Raw genomic sequence first — 19,479 nt, forward strand, 5'->3', positions numbered from 1 at the left:
TTCCGACCCGGCTGCGGGCCCGTACGCGGAGCGGAGTACGGTGGACGTGATCAAGGAGTCCAATCGGGCGTCGCGGGCTGCGAGCAGCGGCCCAGACCGGGACAAGACGGAGACGTGTCCGCACCGGTACGGTTGGCCCCGATGAACACCAAGGCTGCTGAGGAGCTGCCGGCTGTCTCCGTGATCATGCCGGTGCTCAACGAGGAACGACACCTGCGGACGGCGGTCCGGCGCATCCTGGACCAGGAGTACCCCGGGCCGATGGAGGTGGTGATCGCCCTCGGTCCGTCCACCGACCGGACCGCGGAGATCGCGGCCGAACTGGTGGCGGAGGACCCGCGGGTACGGACCGTGCCGAATCCCACCGGTCGCACCCCCGCAGGGCTGAACGCCGCGATCCGCGGCTCGCGCCATCCGATAGTGGTGCGCGTGGACGGCCACGGCCTGCTCACCCCCGGCTACATCACCACCGCGGTCCGGCTGCTCGACGAGATGGACGCCGCCAACGTCGGCGGCATCATGCACGCCGAGGGCGAGACCGAGTGGGAGAACGCGGTCGCCGCCGCGATGACCTCCAAGATCGGTGTCGGCAACGCCGCCTTCCACACCGGCGGCCTGGCCGGCCCGGCGGACACCGTCTACCTCGGGGTGTTCCGGCGCGAGGTGCTGGAGAAGCTCGGCGGCTACAACGAGGAGTTCATCCGAGCCCAGGACTGGGAGCTCAACTACCGGATCCGCCAGGACGGCGGGCTGGTCTGGTTCACCCCGCAGCTCAAGGTGACCTACCGGCCCCGGCCGTCGGTGAAGGCGCTGGCCAAGCAGTACAAGGACTACGGCCGTTGGCGCCGGGTGGTCACCCGCTACCACCGCGGCTCGGTCAACCTCCGCTACCTGGCCCCGCCGACCGCCCTGCTGGCCGTCACCCTCGGGCTGGTGCTGGGCGTCGCCGTCCACCCGGCCCTCCTCGCGGTGCCCGGCGCCTACCTGCTGGGCATCCTCGGCGGCGGGCTGGTCGGCGGCCGCGGCCTGTCCTTCAAGGCCAGGGCGATGCTGCCGGTGGCGCTCGCCACCATGCACCTCAGCTGGGGCTTCGGCTTCCTCACCTCGCCCCGCTCACTGGCCCGCCGGGTGATAGGCAGTGTCGGACCGGCTGCCAAGGACGTGCTCTCCAGGGCGAGTTGACGCCGACCCGGCAGGGTTTGTCCGACAATTCCCGCTGGGTGCGCGAATTGCCGGACAAACCCTGACGGTCGAGCCCGCGCCGCTATCGTCGGTGCGCATGGCGACAGTTGAGGGCGGGCCCGGCGTGGCCCGGATCGAGCCGAGCGCGGACGTCGACGAACGGGCCGTCATCGGCGCGGGGACGACGGTCTGGCACCTCGCCCAGGTCCGCGAGGGCGCGGTGGTCGGCGCCGAGTGCGTGATCGGCCGCGGCGCCTACGTCGGCCCGGGCGTCCGGATCGGGGACCGGGTCAAACTGCAGAACCACGCGCTGGTGTACGAGCCCGCGCTGGTCGAGGACGGGGTGTTCATCGGCCCCGCCGCCGTCCTCACCAACGACCGCCACCCCCGCGCGGTGACCCCCGACGGTCGGCCCAAGCGTCAACAGGACTGGCACGCCGAAGGGGTGACGCTCCGTCAGGGCTGTTCGATCGGCGGCCGGGCGGTCCTGGTCGCCGGGGTGACGGTCGGCCGCTGGGCGCTGGTCGCGGCCGGCGCGGTGGTCCACCGGGACGTCCCGGACTTCGCCCTGGCCGCCGGCGTCCCGGCCCGCCGGATCGGCTGGGTCGGTCGCGCCGGCGAGCCGCTGCAACCCGTCGGCGACGGCCGCTGGCGCTGCCCCCGCACCGGCGAGCACTATCGGGAGACGGACGGCACCCTCGCGCCGACGTAGGGCCCGGGGCCCCTAGCTACTTGGCGCACGCATCGGTGTCGTCCGCCTGCACCCGCTGGAGGTCCTTCGGCGCCTCGGTCGGGGCCGCCGCCGGAGCGGCGAGGACGTCCTTGCCGAGCACCAGCACCAGCGGGCCCTTCGGATCCGCCTTCGGGTCCGGCCGGACGGCGTCGCCCGGCAGGTCGAGCGCGGCGGCCAGGGCGGCGGCCGCGGCGTCCTGCCCGGTCGGGAAGGACACCGTGGTGGTCGCGGTGACGGGCGCGTCGGGGGCGGTGGTGGCCTTGGCGAAGCCCTTGGTGCGGAGCTTTTCCACGGTGGGCCCCGACTGCCCGCGCGTCCCGCTGCCGTTGCGCACCGTCACCCGGACGTCCTTGGGGTCCACCGTCGGGGCGGCGGCGGTCGGGGCCGCCGGTGCGGTCTCGGGTGCGGCCGTGGCGGCGTCGGCGGGGGCGGCGGTCTCGGTCAGCGAGCGGTCGCCCGCGACCATCGAGAACAGCTGCCCGGCGTCCGGCTGCTTGAGCACCAGCCGGTCCTTGTCCTTGGGGTCGTCCAGGACCGGCACGGTGGCGAAGGTGATGTTCTTGGTGTCCACCTTGCTGAGGTCCAGCGCGAGGTCCTTGAGCTTGTCGACGCTGCCGATCCCGGAGTCCACGGTGAGCGCCTTGGTGGCGGCGTCGGCGAGCTTGTAGAGCTTGCTCGGGCTGGTCAGGGTGTCGTCGCTCTTGATCTTGCGGATCATCGAGCTGATGAACTGCTGCTGGAGCGGGATGCGGGTGAGGTCGCCGCCGAAGCCGACGGCGTGCCGGGTGCGGACGAAGGCCAGCGCCTCGTCGCCCTGGACCACGTGTCGGCCCTTGCTCATCTTCAGGTGCGAGTCCTTGTCGTTGATGTCCTTGGCCGCGCAGACCTCGACCCCGCCGACGGCGCTGGACAGCGTCTTCACCGCCTCGAAGTTGACCTGCACGAAGTGGTCGACCCGAATCCCGGTCATCTTCTCGACGGTCTTCCAGGTGCAGCCCGGGTCGCGCCCCTCCTGGCCGAGGCTGTTGTTGAACATGTCCCGCGCGGAGCCGGGGATCTTCTTGCCGCTGCCGCTCTGGCACTCCGGGATCGGCACCATCAGGTCGCGCGGGATGCTGATCGCGGTCGCGTTGGAGCGGTCCTTGGAGATGTGGAACAGCAGCGTGGTGTCGGCGTGCCCGACGCTGCCCTCGTTGCCGTACTCGCGGCCGAGGCCCTGCCGGCTGTCGGTGCCCAGCACCAGGATGTTGAGCGCGTCCCCGGCGGCCTTGGGCCGTTCCTCCTCGTTGCCCAGCTGGACCTTGACGGAGGTCAGGTTGCTGTTGAAGTGCTGGTACAGGTAGTACGCCCCGCCGCAGCCCGCGACCATCACCAGGGCGCCGGCCCCGGCGGTCCACTTGAGCGCCCGGCGGCGCCGGGTCCGCTTGGCGGCGGCGGCCGCCCGCCGCCGGGAGTCGCGGCGGCCCGGCCCGGGGACGTCGGCGGTCCCGGTCCCGGCCGACTCGGTGGCCGGCGTCTCCCCGGGGGCTCTCCGGTCGGCCGTCCGGCGGCGCTGCCCGGGGATGCCGGCGGCCGGGTCGAGGCGGTACTGGCCGGTTTCCGGGTCGCGCGTCCACTGGTCGGCGGGATCGACCTCCGGTTTGTCCTGCTGCACGGGGGTTCCCTACCTCCGACCGGTCACGACTCCGGCTCGCCCGTTCGGCGGGCCGATCCGGACACACTAGACGAGCCGAACGGCTGAATCGTTCCGGTGTGATCTGCGCCATGTCCAGGTAATGGCCGGGTAAAGTCCCCTGGGTGTGCGGGATTTCCGGAAAACCCGCGCCGACCTGCGGCGCAGCCGCGATCAGTGCTGCGCGCAGGCGTCCACGTCGGCCGTGCGTCCCTCGAAGGTGGGCGAGGCGTCCGCCGAAGGTGACGCCTTCGCCGGAGCCCCCGCAGCTCCCACGGCCCCGGCCGCCCCGTCCGACCCCGCACCCGCACCCGCCGCCACCGGACTTGGACTTGGACTCGGGCTCGCGCCCGCCCCGACGCCCGCCCCGACGCCCGCCCCGGCGCCCGCCCCGACGCCCGCCCCGGCGCCCGCCCCGGCGACGGCACCCGGCGACGGCGCCGAACCGGGCGGCCGGACGGCGACCGACCGGTCGTCCCGCAGCGCGGTGAACAACTGGGTGGTCTGCGGCTGCACGAACTCGTCCCGGTCCGAGTCGTACCGGTACGGGCGGCGCGGCGCGGTCAGGAGCACCACGTCCGCCGAGGGGATGTCCCGCAGGTCCTGGGTGAGGTCGTACAGCGCCCCGAGCGAGGACAGCCCGCCGTCCGCCTTGACCGAGGAGGTGGCCGCGTCCAGCACCGGCCACAGCCGCGCCGGGTTCAGCAGCACGCCCTGCGACTGCACCTTGCGGATCAGCGCGGCCAGGAACTGCTGCTGACGGCCCATCCGCTGGGTGTCGCTGCCGTCGCCCAGGCTCTCCCGGGCCCGGACGTAGCCGAGTGCCTGCTCGCCGTGCAGGGTCTGCCGCCCGGCGGGCAGGTCGAGTCTGGCGTCCTTGTCGTGGATCGCCTGCGGGACGCACACCTCGACCCCGCCGATCGCGTTCACCATCGTCTTGAAGCCGTTGAAGTCGAGGATCACGTAGTGGTCGATCCGGATGCCGCTGAGCTGCTCGACGGCGCGGATCGAGCAGGCCGCGCCGCCCATCTCGAACGCCCAGTTGAACTGCATCAGCCCGGCCTTGCTGCGGGTGCCGTCGGGCTTCTCGCAGGCGGGGACGGTGACCATGACGTCGCGCGGGATGGAGACCGCCGTCGCGTGCTTCCGGTCGGCGGCCAGGTGCAGCAGGATCGTGGTGTCCGAGCGCTGGGTGCCCGGCTCGCCGCCGTACGAGGAGTTGGTGCCGGAGCGGTCGTCGCTGCCGATCAGCAGGATGTTCTCGGAGCCCTTGGCCCCGGCGGTCCGGCTCGGCCGCTCGGCCTCCAGCCGGGCGAGCAGTCGGTCGGTGGCCGAGTCGGTGCGGATGTTGCCGTCCAGCGTGCGGTAGGCGATCCAGAGCAGTGCCCCGGTGGCGACCAGCAGGAACGCGACGACGCCGGCGGTGATCATCAGCCACCGCCGGCGCCGACGCGGGCGTCCGGGTTCGGAAGGGTGCGCATCCGTCGGGGGCGGGTCGGTCGGGGGGTGCGCGGTGTCGTCCTCGGCCATGGCAGGGATCCCTACCCGCCCGGCCCGACCCGGGGGTTACCCGAGGCGCAGTGTCACCCGTTCGGATTCGGTCCGCTTCTCCCACTGCTCGGGGTCGAGCCCCTGCGAGTTGCGGCACAGCACCACCGAGGCGCCGGCCGCCAGCGGCGCCAGCAGACCGGCCTCCAGGCCGGTCCAGTCGTCGAACGAGAAGGTGGACAGCACCCGGTCGCCGGGCTTCAGTCCGAGCCGGGCGGCCCCCTCCCGGGCCAGCGCGACGGTCTGCTCGCCGGTCAGCTTCAGCGGCAGCCCGTCCACGGCGGTCTCCAGCGCGTGGCCGTCCGGGGCGACGGGCGAGTACGGCGCGAAGCGGTCGCCTTGGCCGGGCACCTCGGCGGCGTAGTCGAGGAAGCCGTCGGGGCGCTGCGGGAAGCGTCCGCCGAGCGGGCGCAGGGCCAGGGCCACCCGCTCGCCCTCGCAGGCGTGGGCGGCCGCCAGTCCGTCCGGGCCGCTGACCACCAGGTCGGCGGCGGCCGGGTCGCCGCCGGGCACCACCGCCACCCCGACCGACCAGCAGGCCAGCAGCCAGACGGCGCTCTGCCAGTGGGCGGGGAGCAGCAGTACGGCCCGGTCGCCCGGGCCGGCGTTCAACTCGTCCTGGAGGAGGTTGGCCGTCTTGGCCACCCAGTTGTCGAAGGTCCGGGCGGACAGTTCCACCCGTTCACCGGTGGCGTCGTCGTAGAAGGTGACCAGCGGGGCCGCGGGATCGACCGTGGACGTGCCGCCTCGCAGATATGCGTGCAGCAGTTCGACGGGGGTGCGGGCATCGGCAGCGAAATGCGCAGTCATGGTGCGCCCCAGCCTACGGCCTTCGAGTGGGCCGTCGGGAGGGGTGGCGGACCGGGCGCGAGGCGACGTGGCGAGTGGCCCGATTTGCCGCCACCATCCGGTTTATGCGCCTTTCCCTCCCGGCCGCCGTGCTCGCCGGCTGCACCGTCGCCCTGCTCCTCCAGCCCGCCGCCACCGCCGGCCCGGCCGACCCCGACGGCGTCCGGCGCCGCGGCTCCGCCGGCGGCGGGTCGGTCACCTCGCTGCCGCTCGGCCCCGGCCCGGCTCTGGCGCCGCGCACCACCCGGCCGTTCGAACTCCTCGGCGTCGGCTGGGACGGCCCGGCGGACGCGCTGGCCGGCGGCGCCGTCCGGGTCCGCACCCGGGACGCGGCCACCGGCCGCTGGGGCGACTGGCACGACCTGGAGGCCGACACCGAGGACGGCCCCGACCTCGCCCCGCGCGGCGCCACCGCGCCCCTGTGGACCGGCCGCAGCGACGGCGTCGCCGTCGAGGTGCGCCCCGGCCCCGCCGGGCCCCCGCCCGGCCTGCGGCTCGACCTGGTCGACCCCGGCCAGGGTGCGCCCGCGCCCGCCGCCCGGGTCCTGCCCCGCCGCCCCGCCGACGGCCACCAGGCCCCGCGCCCCGCCATCGTCACCCGGGCCGGCTGGGGCGCGGACGAGTCCCTGCGCGACCAGGCCTTCGAGTACACCGGCCCGGTCCACGAGGTGTTCGTCCACCACACCGCCACCGCCACCGACTACGCCTGCTCCGACGCCCCCCGGGTGATCAGGTCGATCTACCAGTACCACGTCCAGAGCAGCGGCTGGCGGGACATCGGCTACAACTTCCTGGTCGACCGCTGCGGCACCGTCTACGAGGGCCGGGCCGGCGGCGTCGACCAGCCCGTCCACGGCGCCCACACCCTCGGCTTCAACACCGACTCGGCCGGCGTCGCCGCCATCGGCACCTACGTCGGCGACGCCCCGCCCCAGCCCCTCCTGGACGGCCTCGCCGCCATCGCCGGCTGGAAGCTCGGTCTCACCGGCCACCCCGCCGACGGCCGCACCAAGCTCACCTCCGCCTCCGACGCCAGCCGCTACCCCAAGGGCACCGTCGTCGACTTCGACGCCGTCTCCGGCCACCGCGACGCCTTCAACACCGAGTGCCCCGGCAACGCCCTCTACGCCCGGCTCCCCGCCCTCCGCACGGCCGCGGCCCACCTCCAGACCCCCTGACGCACCCCACCGCACCGCCCTACGCCGGCCCCGGCCCCCGCCCGACCAGCCCCCGCAGCTCCGCCGTCAACGCCGCCGCCAGATCCGGCCGGAGGTCGTAGCGCGCCGGCGTGTTCTGCAGCAGCCCGATCCGCCAGCCCGCCCCGGCGTTCACCGCGATCACCGTCTGCACCGCGTTGAGCGCCGGGTCCAGGTCCTCCGCGGCGTCCGGCACCAGCCCCGCGACGGCGTCCAGTTGCGCCACCCCGGGCCCCAGCGCGCGGACCCGGCGCACCCTGGCCACGTACTCCGGCGTCGCGTGGTCGGCGAAGAGCCGCCCCAGTTCGGCGGCGATCACCGACCGCCCGCAGTGCCGGGTGCCGTCGAAGCCGATCACCTCCCCGTCCTCGGCGAACGGCCCGGCGAAGGCCGAACCGTCCCGTTGGTTCCACCCCTCCAGCGCCCGGTGGTACAGCGCCCGCACCGCGCTCTCGTCCCCGGAGGACAGCTCCGGCAGCCGCGTATCGTTCATATCCCCATGGTCGACGAAGGCGGTGGAGCCGGACAGCGGAGGAGGTGCGCGGCGGTGACGGGCGAGTCGGTACGGCGTTGGCGGCCGGGTTTCCCGCTGGACGTCGCCCGGACGCTGCTGCCGCTGCGCCGGGGCCCCGCCGACCCGGCGTACCGCACCACCGGCGACGGCGCGCTCTGGCGGGCGTCCCGGACCCCGGCGGGGATCGGCACGCTGCGGGTGCTGGCGCGACCGGCGGCCGGCGAGGTGGAGGCGACGGCCTGGGGCCCGGGTGCGACGTGGCTGCTGGAGCGGCTGCCGGTGCTGCTGGGCGCGCAGGACGACCCGGAGGCCCTGGTGCTGCCGCCCGGACCGCTGCGGGACGCCCAGCGCCGCACCGCCGCGGTCCGCCTCACCCGCACCGGGCTGGTCCTGGAGTCCCTCGTCCCGGCGATCCTGGAACAGAAGGTGACCACCGACGAGGCCTACCGCGCCTGGCGCACCCTGCTACGGGACTTCGGCACCGCGGCGCCGGGCCCGGCCGAGGGCATGCGGGTGGCGCCGTCGGCCCGGGAGTGGGCGCTGGTGCCGAGCTGGGAGTGGCACCGCGCGGGGGTGGACCCGAAGCGCTCGGCGACGGTCATGCGCGCCGTCCGGCTGGCGCCCCGGCTGGAGGAGGCCGCCGCGATGAACCACGCCGAGGCCTTCGCCCGGCTCACCGCCGTCCCGGGGGTCGGCCCCTGGACGGCCGCCGAGACCCTGCAGCGCAGCAACGGCGACCCGGACGCGGTCTCGGTCGGCGACTTCCACCTGCCCAACCTGGTCGGCTGGGCCCTGGCCGGCCGCCCCCGCAGCGACGACGCCCAGATGCTCGCCCTGTTGGAGCCCTACCGCCCGCACCGCCACCGCCTCTGCCGCCTCCTGCTGGCCACCACCCCCCACGCCCCCCGCTACGGCCCCCGCCTCACCCCCAACGACCACCGGCGGCGATGAACTACGCCGTAGTACACTGCCTCGCATGGAAGCAACCATGCGGGAGCTGAACCAGCAGACGGCCAGGGTGATAGGAGCCGTCGAGCGGGGCGAGACCGTCACCGTCACCAAGGACGGCAGGCATGTGGCCACCATCCTGCCGCCGAGCCTGGCCGCACCCGTCTACCCCTTCCGGACCGATCCGATGGGGGAGGAGCTCGACGACATGCCGGTCATCCCCGGCGGCGGCGGGCGCATTCTGGCCGACCTCGACCAGCACATGGAAGGATTCGGCAGGTGACCGACGTCGCGGTGGTCGGTGACACCGGCGCCCTGCTCGCCGCATACGCCGGCGAGGAACCCGACCACGACGCCTGCCTGAAGGCCTTGCGTACGGTCGGCCATCTGGTCATCTCGCCGCTGGTGCTGGCCGAGCTGGACCACCTCGCGCACCGGACACTCGGAGCCGCGATGGCGATGCGCGTTCTGGACGACATCATCGACCGATGTGCGATCGGCCGCTTCGAGGTGCCCGAGGTGGGTGCGCACCTTGCCACCGCGCGGGCGGTCATGCGGCAGTACCCGGACCTGGACATCGGCCTGACGGACGCCATCAACGTCGCGCTGGCCGCGGAGTTCAGGACCGACGCCGTGCTGACCGTCGACCGTCGCCACTTCCGTGCGATCAGGCCACTGACCAACCACAAGGCCTTCCGGCTGCTGCCGGACGACCTCGACGGCTGATCCTCACCGCACCTCGATGAAGGTGTCGGCGCCGCGGTCCGGGCGTTCGCGCCTCACCCTCGACGACCACCGGCGGCGCTGAACCGGAAGCGCCGTGCGGTGTACACGTCGATGTGTACGCTGGATGCATGACTGACGCACTGAGCATCCGGGAACTGCGTGCGAACCTCGCCGAGGTGGTCACCCAGGCCGAGGCCGGCGAGATCACCGTGATCACTCGGAAGGGCGAGCGGGTCGGAGCGGTCGTGCCGATCGAGATCCTCGATGCCATCGAGGATGCCGCCGACGAACTGCTCGCCCGTGAGGCCGAGCAGCACCGGAACGATCCCACCGTGACCATGGCCGAGCTCCTGGCCGACCTGTTCGACTCGCCCAAGGACTCCTCCGGGAGCGCTGCGTGAAGTACGCGTTCCGCTTCACCTCGCATGCCAGGCGCCAGCTGCGTGACATCAGCCAGGTCGATGCGATGCGGATCCTCACCGCGCTCACTGTTCTCGGCGAGGACCCTTACGCCGATGGCCCGGATGTCAAGAAGCTGGCGGGTCACGACGGCCTCTACCGCCTCCGCGTCGGCGTCTACCGCGTGGCCTACGAGATCCACGACGGCGTGCTGGTGATCCTCGTGGTGGCCGTTGGCAATCGCCGCGAGATCTATCGCGGTCTCTGAACCGCTACCGCACCTCGATGAAGGTGTCGGCGCTGCGGTCCGGGCGTTCGCGCGGGGGTTCGGCGGGGCGGCCGACGGCGATGGCGCCCATCGGGTCCCAGTCGTCCGGGAGGTCGAGGGCCGCGCGGACGGTGTCGCGGCAGAACATGGTGGACGACACCCAGGCGGAGCCGTAGCCCTCGCCGGTGAGGGCGACCAGGAGGTTCTGCACGGCGGCGCCGGCGGCGACGGTGAACATCTCCCGTTCGGCGGCGGCGCGCCGCTGGTCGGGGTAGTGGTGCGAGCCGTCCATGACGAGGCAGGGCACCACCAGGTAGGGCGCCTCGCGCAGGACGTCGCCGCGGGCGGTGCGGCGGGCGATCCGGGCGTCGTCCCAGCCGTCGAGTTCGCGCAGGTCGCGCTGCCAGGCGGCGAGCATCGCGTCGAGCAGCCGGGTGCGGGCCTGCGCCGTCTCCAGCAGGACGAACCGCCACGGCGTGGTGTGGTGCGGGGCGGGCGCGGTGACGGCGGCGGCGACGGCGCGGCGCACGGCGCCGGGGTCGACCGGGGCGTCGGTGAAGGAGCGGACGGTGCGCCGCAGGGTGACGGCCTGGCGCAGCGCCTCGGAGGTGCCGAGCCGGAACATGTCGTCGACGGCGGAGCGGACCAGCGGCCGGGTGCCGTCGCCGTCCTCGGCGGTGACGAGGTGGCCGAGCCCGCGGACGACGGCGACCGGCACGCCGCTGGTCTTGCCCTTCACCAGGTCGGCGGCGGCGGCGAGTTCGTCGGCGGTGGCGGTGACGGTGAGCGCCAGCTCGTTGCCGTGGCTGTCGGTGCGCCCGCGGTGGTCCTCCAGCACGGACAGCCCGGCGGCGCCGATGGCGACGTCGGTGAGCCCGTTGCGCCAGGGCCGGCCGAAGGTGTCGGTGACGACGACGGCGAGCCGGCGGCCGGTGAGCTGCTGGAGCCGCCCGCGCAGGGTGCGGGCGGAGGCGTCCGGGTCCTCGGGCAGCAGCAGGACGGTGCCGGGGGCGGTGTTGGAGGCGTCGACGCCGGCGGCGGCCATGACGAAGCCGTTGCGGTTCTCGACGATCCGGGCGTGGCCGCGCCGGGCGACCACCCGGACGGTCTCGGCCTCGATCGCGGCCTCGCGGTCGGCGGCGTGCAGCAGCCGGCCCTCGGCCTTGCTGACGATCTTCGAGGTGACGATCAGGATGTCGCCGTCCTGGTACTCGCCGGCCTTGGCGAGCAGTGCGGCGAGGTCGGTCCCGGCGTCGATCTCCGGCAGCCCTTCGACCGGCAGGATCTGCAGGCTCATGCGCCCGCCCCGCTGCGCCCGCGCCCGCTCACTTGCGCACCTGCTCGGCGAGGGCGAGGGCGGCCCGGGCCATCTCGGCGGTGGCCTCGACGTCGGTCATCAGCAGCGGGACAGCCCGGCAGGCGATCCCGGCGGCTTCGACGGCGGCGACCGAGGCCTGGTCGGCGGTGTCGACGAGCCAGCCGTCGATGAGTGCGGAGCCGTAGTTCAGTGCGACCGCCTCCGCGGTGGCCTCGACGCCGACGGCGGCGAGCACCTTGTCGGCCATGCCGCGCACCGGGGCGCCGCCGATGATCGGGGAGAGCCCGACGACGGGGGCGGGGGCGGCGGCGACGGCCTCCCGGATGCCGGGGACGGCGAGGATGGTGCCGATGGAGACGACCGGGTTGGACGGCGGGAAGAGGATGACGTCGGCGGCGGCGAGGGCCTCCAGGACGCCGGGCGCGGGCTTCGCGGTGTCGGCGCCGACCGGGATGATCGCCTCGGCGTCGACGGCGGCGTGCAGCCTGACCCAGTACTCCTGGAAGTGGATCGCCCGGGTGCCCTGCTCGTCGGTGATCCGCACGTGGGTCTCGACCCGGTCGTCGCTCATCGGCAGCAGCCGTACGCCGGGCTTCCAGCGCACGCACAGCGCCTCGGTGACCTGGCTGAGGCTGTAGCCGGCGGTGAGCATCTGGCTGCGGACGAGGTGGGTGGCGAAGTCGCGGTCGCCGAGCCCGAACCACTCGGGGCCGACGCCGTACTCCTTCATCTCGGCCTTGATCGACCAGGTCTCGTCGGTGCGGCCCCAGCCCTGCTCCTCGTGGATGCCGCCGCCGAGGGTGTACATCACGGTGTCGAGGTCGGGACAGACCTTGAGGCCGTAGAGGTGGATGTCGTCGCCGGTGTTGCCGATGACGGTGATCTCGTCCTGCGGTCCGACTGCCGCGAGGAGTCCGCGCAGGAAGCGCGCTCCGCCGATTCCGCCTGCCAGTGCCACGATGCGCATGGGTTCATCCTGCCACGGTCCGACTGCCCGTCAGCCCGGTCGCCGGCCCGGTCGCCGGCGGGTGCGACGGCGGGTGCGGCGGCCGGGCTGACGCGGGCGGGTGCTCAGTGTGCCTCGGCCTGGGCCTGCGGGTGCTGCTCGGGGACGGCGGTGCCGCCGTACTGGTTCATCTCGGTGAGGCCCGGGGTGTAGAGGTGGATGGAGACGGCGGGTTCGAGCGTGCCGTTGACCACCTCGTGGAGGTAGCCGGAGGAGAAGACCCGCTGCCCGCCGGGGCGCAGGGTGCGGGCTCCCTCGCCGGCGCGGGTGAGCGAGCGCTCGATCAGCTCGCCCTGGACGACGGTCATCACGCCGGAGGACTCGCCGTGGTCGTGGAAGCCGCTGCTCTGGCCGGGCAGCCAGCTGAGCAGCCAGACCTCGTAGCCGGGGCCGGTCTCCAGCCGGGCGTACCAGCGGGTGAGCGCGTCGTAGCGGACCAGGGGTTCCCAGCGGGCGCGGTCGGCGGCGATCTCGCGGATCAGCCGGGCGTGGCCGGCCACGGTGGTGGGGTGGCGGGGCAGGTCGGTGCGGGCCAGGTGCGGGAAGGCGAGCGGGTCGCCGGCGATGGAGACGTCGCTGAGGCCGTCGGTCCAGCCCCGGACGGGCGCGGCGGTCGCGGTGGGGGAGGGGTTTGGGCGGGCGAGTTTGTTGCGGTCGCGGTTCCGCTTGCGGATGCGGGTCATACGCACGGGAGTCGTCCTCGGAGTGGCGGCTGGTTCGTCGGGGATCAGCCGGATCCGGGATGTCCTGGGACGGGAATCGCGGGCGGCCTCTGTGCTTCCTGGGGGCGGCGCGCGGTGGGACGCGGGCGCCTAGATACAGCAGGAGCAGAGGCGACAACAAGAGTTCACGGCACGGCGGAGCGTGGAACCGCTCCGGGGGCTGGCGAACTCTGACATAGGGGAAAGGAGACCGCATCCGTGGGGCCGGTGTCAAACACAGGGATGCGGCATTCGAGAGGGTTACGCCAAGAAGTTGCCCGGATGGGGTGATAAATCACGCTCTATGTTTCGATGGGAAGATCGCCGGGAAGGCAGGGCGATGACCGGCCTGTGATGGTGACCGAGCGTCACTCGCCGAAGGGTTGTGGCTGGTTCGACGCCGTTCAGGGCTTTCGGATCGAAGGTCCAATGTGTCCGAATATGTACACTATTCGTAACGGCTTGGTGCCGGGGAGTGAATCCTCGCCCCAATACCAGAGCTCGGCTTGACTGAGCCAGAGTGACGCAACTGTAATTTCACTCGTGTCGTCGGCCGCACGAGGCAACGGCAACCACGGGGACGCCAAGTAGGGGCAGAGGAGGCGCGCCACATGAGCGAGCTCTTTGAGCTGTTGATCGGTGACGGCATCGCGGAGGAGGAAGAGGAACTCGGTTGGCAGGAGCGCGCGTTGTGCGCCCAGACCGACCCCGAGTCCTTCTTCCCCGAGAAGGGCGGCTCCACGCGCGAGGCCAAGAAGGTCTGCCTCGCCTGCGAGGTCCGTTCGGAATGCCTGGAGTACGCCCTCGCCAATGACGAGCGGTTCGGCATCTGGGGCGGACTCTCCGAGCGCGAGCGCCGTCGGCTCAAGAAGAGCGCGGTCTGACCGGGGCGGCCGCCGACCCCCGCTGACCCTTCGACAACCACACGGCAGTACGGGCGCCTCACCGCGGCGGTGGGGCGCTTTCGTGTTCCCTGTCGGCTCTTCACCGGTCCCGCACCGGCACCGCGGACGAAGCCGCCATCCGGAGCCGTTAGTGTGGTGCGCCATCCGGTTGCCGTTCACCGGCTGTGTCCACCGAGAACTGAGGCCCGCGCACTCGATGACCGTCTACAGCCACCAGAGCGGCTTCACCGCTGCCAGGCCGCCCGCCTACCCGCGCCACCTGGTCACCGCGGTGATCGTCTCGCACGACGGGGCCCGCTGGCTGCCGCAGGCCCTCGCCGGCCTGCTCGGCCAGGACCGCCAGGTCCAGCGGGTGCTCGCGGTCGACACCGGTTCCACCGACAACTCTCCGCAACTGCTCGCGGACACCCTCGCCGACTGGCTGCCCGAGAGCGGCCCGCTGCTCCTCGGCCGCCGGGCCGGCTTCGGCACCGCCGTCGCCGAGGCCGTCTTCGGCAGCCCGCCGCTGCGCCCGGAGGACCTGCCGTACCGGCTCGACCCCTCCGGCTACGACCCGGTCACCGGCGGCTGGGACGACTTCGGCGACCCGCTCGCCCAGGAGGACGACCTCGGCCGCGGCGGCCCGCGCGAGACCCAGCCCGTCGAATGGCTCTGGCTGCTGCACGACGACTGCGAGCCGCAGACCGACGCGCTGCGCCGGCTGCTCCAGGTCGCCGACTCCACCCCCAGCGCCGCCGTGGTCGGCCCCAAGCTGCGCAGCTGGTACGACCGCCGCCAGCTGCTGGAGGTCGGCGTCACCATCGCCCGCTCCGGCCGCCGCTGGACCGGCCTCGACCGCCGCGAGCAGGACCAGGGCCAGCACGACCAGGTCCGCCCGGTGCTCGCCGTCTCCAGCGCCGGCATGCTGGTGCGCCGCGACGTCTTCGAGGAACTCGGCGGCTTCGACAAGGCGCTGCCGCTGATGCGCGACGACGCCGACTTCTGCTGGCGGGTCAACGCCGCCGGCCACCGCGTGGTGGTCGCCCCCGACGCCGTGCTGCGGCACGCCGAGGCGGCCAGCCGCGAGCGCCGCGCCATCGACTGCGGCCCCGCCCACCCGCACCGGGTGGACAAGGCCGGCGCCGTCTACACCCTGCTCGCCAACTGCAAGGGCGCGCTCTTCCCTTACGTCCTGCTGCGGCTGGTGCTCGGCACCCTGCTGCGGGCCGTCACCAACCTGCTCGGCAAGGACCCGCGCCAGGCCTTCGACGAGCTCACCGGCCTCGGCCACGAACTCGTCCGCTTCCCCCGGCTGCTGGCCGCGCGCAAGCAGCGCGCCCGCACCCGGGCCGCCGACGCCCTGGACGACCGCACGCTCTTCCCGCCGCCCGGCGCCACCGCCCGGCTCGCCGTCGAGGGCGTGATCGGCTCCCTCGGCATAGGGGGAGGGGACGACACCGGCCGGCACGGCACGGTCGAGGCCGGGCCGGGCGGCGAGGACGACGAGGACCTGGTCGTCGAGCAGTTCACGCTGATCAAGAAGCTGGCCCGGCGTCCGGCGCCGGTGCTGTTCGCGGCCCTGCTGGTGTTCGCCCTGATCGCCTGCCGCGGCCTGTTCGGCAGCGGCGAGCTGTTCGGCGGCGCCCTGCTGCCGGCCACCGACGGCGCCGGCGGCCTCTGGTCGATGTACGCGGACGCCTGGCACCCGATCGGCACCGGCTCCGCCGCCGCCGCGCCGCCGTACCTCGGCGTGCTCGCGGTGCTGTCCTGGGTGCTGTTCGACCACGCCGACCTCGCGCTCACCCTGCTGGTCGTGCTCACCGTGCCGCTGTCGGCGGTCAGCGCCTACCTGGTGTCCCGGCCGCTGCTGGACTCCAAGCTCGTCCGGGCCTGGGCCAGCGCCGCCTACGCGCTGCTGCCCGCCGCGACCGGTGCGCTCGCCCAGGGCCGGATCGGTACCGCCGTCCTCGCCGTGCTGCTGCCGCCGCTGGCCCGCGCCGCCGCGATCGCGGCTGGTCTCGGCATCCGTGACGAGAGCGCCGCCAAGGGCGCCCGCCCGGGGTGGCGGCCGGTCTGGATGACCGTCCTGCTGCTCACCCTGGCCACCTCCTTCGTGCCGTTGACCTGGGCGCTCGCCCTGCCGCTGTGCCTGGCGACGCTGGTCGTCGCGGTGGTCCGCGGCGGTGCCTTCGGCTCGGGCGCCGCCGCGCTGCGCCTGCTCGGCCTGCGCGTCCTGGTGATCCTCGCGCTGCCCGTCCTGGTGCTGGCGCCGTGGTCGCTGTCGGTGCTGGCGCACCCGCAGTGGCTGCTGCTGGAGGCCGGCCTGCCCGGCCTGCACGGCACCGGTGCGAGCGCGGCCGGCCTGCTGCTGGTCAACCCGGGCGGCGCCGGGGTGCCGCCGGTTTGGCTGTCGGCCGGCGTGGTGCTCGCCGCGCTCGCCGCACTGCTGCGCGCCGACCGCCGCCGTGCGGTGCTGTCCGCCTGGGGTGCGGCCGGTGCGGGTCTGGTCTTCGCGGTCGCGGTGGCGGGCACCTCCGTCACCCCGGCCTCCGGCGGCCCGGCGGTGCCCGCCTGGGCCGGTCCGGCCTCGCTGATCGCCGGGATCGCCCTGCTGGCGGCCGCCGCGATCGGTGCCGACGGCGCCAACGCCCGCGTGGCCGGGATCGCCTTCGGCTGGCGCCAGCCGGTGGCCGCGCTGGTGGTGGCCGCCGCGGTGCTGGCCCCGCTGGGCACCGGCCTGTGGTGGGCGCTCACCGGCGCCGGCAAGCCGCTGCACCGGGCCCAGGCCGGCCAGGTGCCCGCGTTCATCGCGGAGGAGGCCGGCACCACCGACCGCTCCCGCACCCTGGTCGTCACCGGCGACCCGGGCGGCGGCGCGGTCCGCTACACCGTGGTCCGCGGCGCGGGCCTGACGCTCGGCCAGGCCGAGTCCACCGTCGACCCGGCGACCGGCACCCAGGACGGCCTGAACAAGATGGTCGGCAGCCTGCTGGCCGGTTCCGGCGCCGACCAGGCCGGTGCGCTCTCCGGCTACGGCATCGCCTACGTGCTGGTCCAGCAGTCGGTGATCGGCACCTACAAGGACGTCCTGGACACCACCCCCGGCCTGGTCAAGGCCAACCAGGACGGCGACTCCGCGCTCTGGCAGGTCACCGGCGCCCCTGCCGTCCGCGCGGTGATCACCGCCCCGGGCGCCGCCCCGGTGGTCGTCCCGGCCGGGGCCCGCGACCTCACCGCCACCGTCCCGGCCGGCCCGGACGGCCGGGTGCTGCGGCTCGCCGAGTCCGCCGCCCCCGAGTGGAAGGCCACCGTGGGCGGCACCGCGCTGGAGTCCGTCACGGTCGACGGCTGGGCGCAGGGCTTCAAGCTCCCGGCCGGCGGCGGCAAGCTGACCGTCACCCGGGAGGACGGCTTCGCGCACACCGGCTGGATCTGGGCCCAGGTGCTGCTCGGCCTGACCGTCCTGGTGCTGGCCCTGCCCGGACGCCGCAGCCACAAGGACGACGACCTGCCCGAGGAGGTGGTGGCCGCCGCCGCGCTGGCCGCCGCGGCCCAGGCGCAGGCGCCCGCCCCCGGCAGCCGCCGGGCCCGCCGGATGGCCGAGCGCGGCGAGGGCGGCGAGGACGGCGGGGTGTACGAGGGCCCGCCGGGCGCGATCCCGGCGCAGCCGGCCGGCGAGCCGATGGCCGAGGCGGTCCAGGCGGCCGCCGCCGTCCAGGAGACCGAGCCGTACGCCGACCCGTACCAGACGTACCAGCAGGCCGACCCGTACAGCTACGACCAGTACGCGGCCCAGCAGCCGGTGGCCGCGCCGTACGGCGGCCAGGGGTACGACGGCCAGGGCTACGAGGGCTACCAGCCGCAGGCGTACCCGCAGCAGGGCTACGAGCAGCAGCCGTACCCGCAGGAGCAGCAGTACGGCTACGAGCAGCAGCCCTACCAGCAGACGGAGCACCAGCAGCCGTGGGTGCCGGGGCAGCCGCAGGCCGAGCCCTACTACGACCCCAACGACCCGAACGACCCCAACGGCACGGGCCGGTACCCGCACCAGCACGGATCGGGGAGCTGACCCGCGATGAAGAAGCCCGCATTCAGGAAGAAGTCCGCGCCCGAGGCCGTCGAGCCGACGGAGGCCGCAGAGGCCGCCGAGGCCGCCGAGGCCGGGCAGTCCGGGCCCGCCCCGGCCCAGGCGCCGGAGCCCGCGGCCTCCGCCCGGCCGGCCGGGCGGTCCGGGGGCACCAGGACCACGCAGTCCCTGCTGGCCGCGGCCGTCGTGCTCGCGGCGGTGTTCGGGATCGCCGAGACGCGCCCGCCGGCCGCCCCCGCCAAGGCGGACGGCGGCGTCGCCCCGACCACCGCGCAGGTCGAGCGGACGGCGGCGGTCTGCCCGCAGCCGCTCCAGGGCCTGACCGGCTCGACCACGCTCACCGCCTACACCCCGCCCGGGACGGGCGGCGCCACCGGCGGGGCCGGCTGGCTCTCCGACGCCGCCGCGCCCGCGACCCCGCCGACCACCGCCCCCTCCGCCCCGGCGTCCGGCGCCCCCGCCGCGCCGTCCGGCTCGGCCGCCCCGGCCGCCCCGGACAAGGGCGCCGCGCCCGCCGACGCCCGGCTGACCCTGGCCAAGCCCGGCGCCCCGGCCACCGGCCCGGCCGCCAACGGCGACACCGCGCCCGGCACCGGGGCCGTCGCCACCGGCGCCCTCGCCCCCGGCTTCACCGTCACCCAGACCACCGTGGTCACCGAGCAGCGCGGCCTCGGCCTGTCCGGCCTCACCTGCACCCCCGCCGGGACCAGCTTCTGGTTCGCCGGGGCCAGTACGGCCGGCGACCGGGTCGACTACGTCAGCCTGGTGAACACCGAGTCCTCCGCCGCCGTGGTCGACATCAAGCTGTACGGCGACAAGGGACTGATCGAGAACGACGCCGCCAACGGCATCACCGTCGCCCCCGGCAGCTCCCAGTCCGTGCTGCTGCCGACGATCAGCAAGGGCGCGGTCAACGACCTCGCCGTGCACGTGGTCGCCCGCAGCGGGCGGGTCGGTGCCGCGCTGCACGCCGCCGACGGTGCCAAGGGCGCCGACTGGATCCCGGCCTCGGCCGAGCCGGCGGCCACCCAGGTGCTGCCCGGCCTGCCCGCCGACACCGCCGCCGCCCACCTGGTGGTCTGGGCGCCGCCGGAGGACGACGCCGACCTGAAGATCCAGCTCTCCGGCAAGAACGGCTGGTTCACCCCGGCCGGCAACGAGTCCATCCACATCAAGGCGGGCATGGTGGCCGCCGTCGACCTCGGCAAGGTCACCCGAGACGAGGTCGCCGGGCTGCGGCTGTCGCCCACCGACGACAAACACCCGACCCGGGTCGTGGCCGGCCTACGGGTCGACCGGGCCGGGGGCGGCGGCAAGAGCGACGCGGCCTGGCTCACCGGCACCGGCCCGGGGGGGGGGGGGGGCCCGGGGCGGGGCCGCCCCGGGGGGCCGGGGGGCCGGGGTGTGGTAAGCACCGCCGGCGCGCCCGCCCCCGCCCGCCGCGGCCC

General features: G+C 74.5%; 18 protein-coding genes. 11 read left to right on the forward strand and 7 right to left on the reverse strand.

Features of this window, described 5'->3' with window-relative positions; all coding sequences use genetic code 11:
- Positions 1-141: 141 nt before the first annotated feature.
- Positions 142-1,182, forward strand: a complete 1,041-nt coding sequence (locus ACFV61_RS10800; protein WP_063349120.1) for a glycosyltransferase family 2 protein — start codon at positions 142-144, stop codon at positions 1,180-1,182.
- A 97-nt stretch (positions 1,183-1,279) separates the two neighbouring features.
- On the forward strand, positions 1,280-1,894 hold the full coding sequence (locus tag ACFV61_RS10805) for a DapH/DapD/GlmU-related protein (RefSeq protein WP_380491157.1): 615 nt from the start codon (positions 1,280-1,282) through the stop codon (positions 1,892-1,894).
- Between the two features lie 16 nt (positions 1,895-1,910).
- Here ACFV61_RS10805 and ACFV61_RS10810 read toward each other — a convergent pair whose 3' ends face one another.
- The 3 genes from ACFV61_RS10810 to ACFV61_RS10820 form a co-directional block, all read right to left on the reverse strand.
- Positions 1,911-3,569 carry an LCP family protein gene (locus ACFV61_RS10810; protein ID WP_380491159.1) on the reverse strand — a complete coding sequence of 553 codons (1,659 nt, stop codon included), beginning with the start codon at positions 3,567-3,569 and terminating at the stop codon, positions 1,911-1,913.
- A gap of 192 nt (positions 3,570-3,761) precedes the next feature.
- Positions 3,762-5,117 carry an LCP family protein gene (locus tag ACFV61_RS10815; RefSeq protein ID WP_380491161.1) on the reverse strand — a complete coding sequence of 452 codons (1,356 nt, stop codon included), beginning with the start codon at positions 5,115-5,117 and terminating at the stop codon, positions 3,762-3,764.
- A 36-nt stretch (positions 5,118-5,153) separates the two neighbouring features.
- Positions 5,154-5,945, reverse strand: coding sequence for a TIGR03089 family protein (locus ACFV61_RS10820; protein ID WP_063349124.1), 792 nt, complete (start codon positions 5,943-5,945; stop codon positions 5,154-5,156).
- A 104-nt stretch (positions 5,946-6,049) separates the two neighbouring features.
- On the opposite strand from ACFV61_RS10820, the gene ACFV61_RS10825 reads away from it, so the two are divergent.
- Positions 6,050-7,162: an N-acetylmuramoyl-L-alanine amidase gene (locus tag ACFV61_RS10825; protein WP_380491164.1), complete on the forward strand. Its 1,113-nt coding sequence runs from the start codon at positions 6,050-6,052 to the stop codon at positions 7,160-7,162.
- Positions 7,163-7,181: 19 nt separating this feature from the next.
- On the opposite strand, the gene ACFV61_RS10830 is transcribed toward ACFV61_RS10825, so the two are convergent.
- Complete coding sequence (locus ACFV61_RS10830; protein WP_363377415.1) at positions 7,182-7,673, reverse strand: SgcJ/EcaC family oxidoreductase; 492 nt, start codon at positions 7,671-7,673, stop codon at positions 7,182-7,184.
- Between the two features lie 6 nt (positions 7,674-7,679).
- Between ACFV61_RS10830 and ACFV61_RS10835 the strand changes: the two genes are divergently transcribed.
- The 5 genes from ACFV61_RS10835 to ACFV61_RS10855 all read left to right on the forward strand — a co-directional run bounded on the left by ACFV61_RS10835 (position 7,680) and on the right by ACFV61_RS10855 (position 10,035).
- Positions 7,680-8,645, forward strand: a complete 966-nt coding sequence (locus ACFV61_RS10835) for a DNA-3-methyladenine glycosylase family protein (protein WP_380343721.1) — start codon at positions 7,680-7,682, stop codon at positions 8,643-8,645.
- Positions 8,646-8,670: 25 nt separating this feature from the next.
- Positions 8,671-8,925, forward strand: coding sequence for a type II toxin-antitoxin system Phd/YefM family antitoxin (locus tag ACFV61_RS10840; protein ID WP_063349128.1), 255 nt, complete (start codon positions 8,671-8,673; stop codon positions 8,923-8,925).
- A complete protein-coding gene (locus ACFV61_RS10845; RefSeq protein ID WP_380491166.1) occupies positions 8,922-9,368 on the forward strand; it encodes a PIN domain-containing protein in 447 nt (148 codons plus the stop codon). Before ACFV61_RS10840 ends, ACFV61_RS10845 begins: the two co-directional genes overlap by 4 nt.
- A 128-nt stretch (positions 9,369-9,496) precedes the next feature.
- A complete protein-coding gene (locus ACFV61_RS10850; RefSeq protein ID WP_063349130.1) occupies positions 9,497-9,769 on the forward strand; it encodes a type II toxin-antitoxin system Phd/YefM family antitoxin in 273 nt (90 codons plus the stop codon).
- Positions 9,766-10,035: a type II toxin-antitoxin system RelE/ParE family toxin gene (locus tag ACFV61_RS10855; protein WP_063349131.1), complete on the forward strand. Its 270-nt coding sequence runs from the start codon at positions 9,766-9,768 to the stop codon at positions 10,033-10,035. The genes ACFV61_RS10850 and ACFV61_RS10855 overlap by 4 nt, the downstream gene beginning before the upstream one ends.
- Before the next feature lie 4 nt (positions 10,036-10,039).
- Here ACFV61_RS10855 and ACFV61_RS10860 read toward each other — a convergent pair whose 3' ends face one another.
- From ACFV61_RS10860 to ACFV61_RS10870, 3 genes are all read right to left on the reverse strand, one after another.
- Positions 10,040-11,332 (reverse strand): coenzyme F420-0:L-glutamate ligase, encoded by a 1,293-nt coding sequence (locus tag ACFV61_RS10860; protein WP_380491168.1) that lies wholly within the window; start codon positions 11,330-11,332, stop codon positions 10,040-10,042.
- Positions 11,333-11,360: 28 nt separating this feature from the next.
- Positions 11,361-12,320, reverse strand: coding sequence for a 2-phospho-L-lactate transferase (cofD, locus tag ACFV61_RS10865; RefSeq protein ID WP_363377420.1), 960 nt, complete (start codon positions 12,318-12,320; stop codon positions 11,361-11,363).
- A gap of 104 nt (positions 12,321-12,424) precedes the next feature.
- Positions 12,425-13,048, reverse strand: coding sequence for a cysteine dioxygenase (locus ACFV61_RS10870; protein WP_380491170.1), 624 nt, complete (start codon positions 13,046-13,048; stop codon positions 12,425-12,427).
- 623 nt (positions 13,049-13,671) lie between these two features.
- Here ACFV61_RS10870 and ACFV61_RS10875 point away from each other — a divergent pair.
- The 3 genes from ACFV61_RS10875 to ACFV61_RS10885 form a co-directional block, all read left to right on the forward strand.
- Positions 13,672-13,944 carry a WhiB family transcriptional regulator gene (locus ACFV61_RS10875; RefSeq protein WP_063349134.1) on the forward strand — a complete coding sequence of 91 codons (273 nt, stop codon included), beginning with the start codon at positions 13,672-13,674 and terminating at the stop codon, positions 13,942-13,944.
- Between the two features lie 217 nt (positions 13,945-14,161).
- Complete coding sequence (locus ACFV61_RS10880) at positions 14,162-18,013, forward strand: glycosyltransferase family 2 protein (RefSeq protein ID WP_380491173.1); 3,852 nt, start codon at positions 14,162-14,164, stop codon at positions 18,011-18,013.
- Between the two features lie 6 nt (positions 18,014-18,019).
- A partial coding sequence (locus ACFV61_RS10885; RefSeq protein ID WP_380491175.1) for a DUF5719 family protein occupies positions 18,020-19,479 on the forward strand: 1,460 nt, incomplete at its 3' end.

It is taken from the genome of Kitasatospora sp. NPDC059817 (genome assembly GCF_042731835.1).
Lineage (GTDB): Bacteria > Actinomycetota > Actinomycetes > Streptomycetales > Streptomycetaceae > Kitasatospora.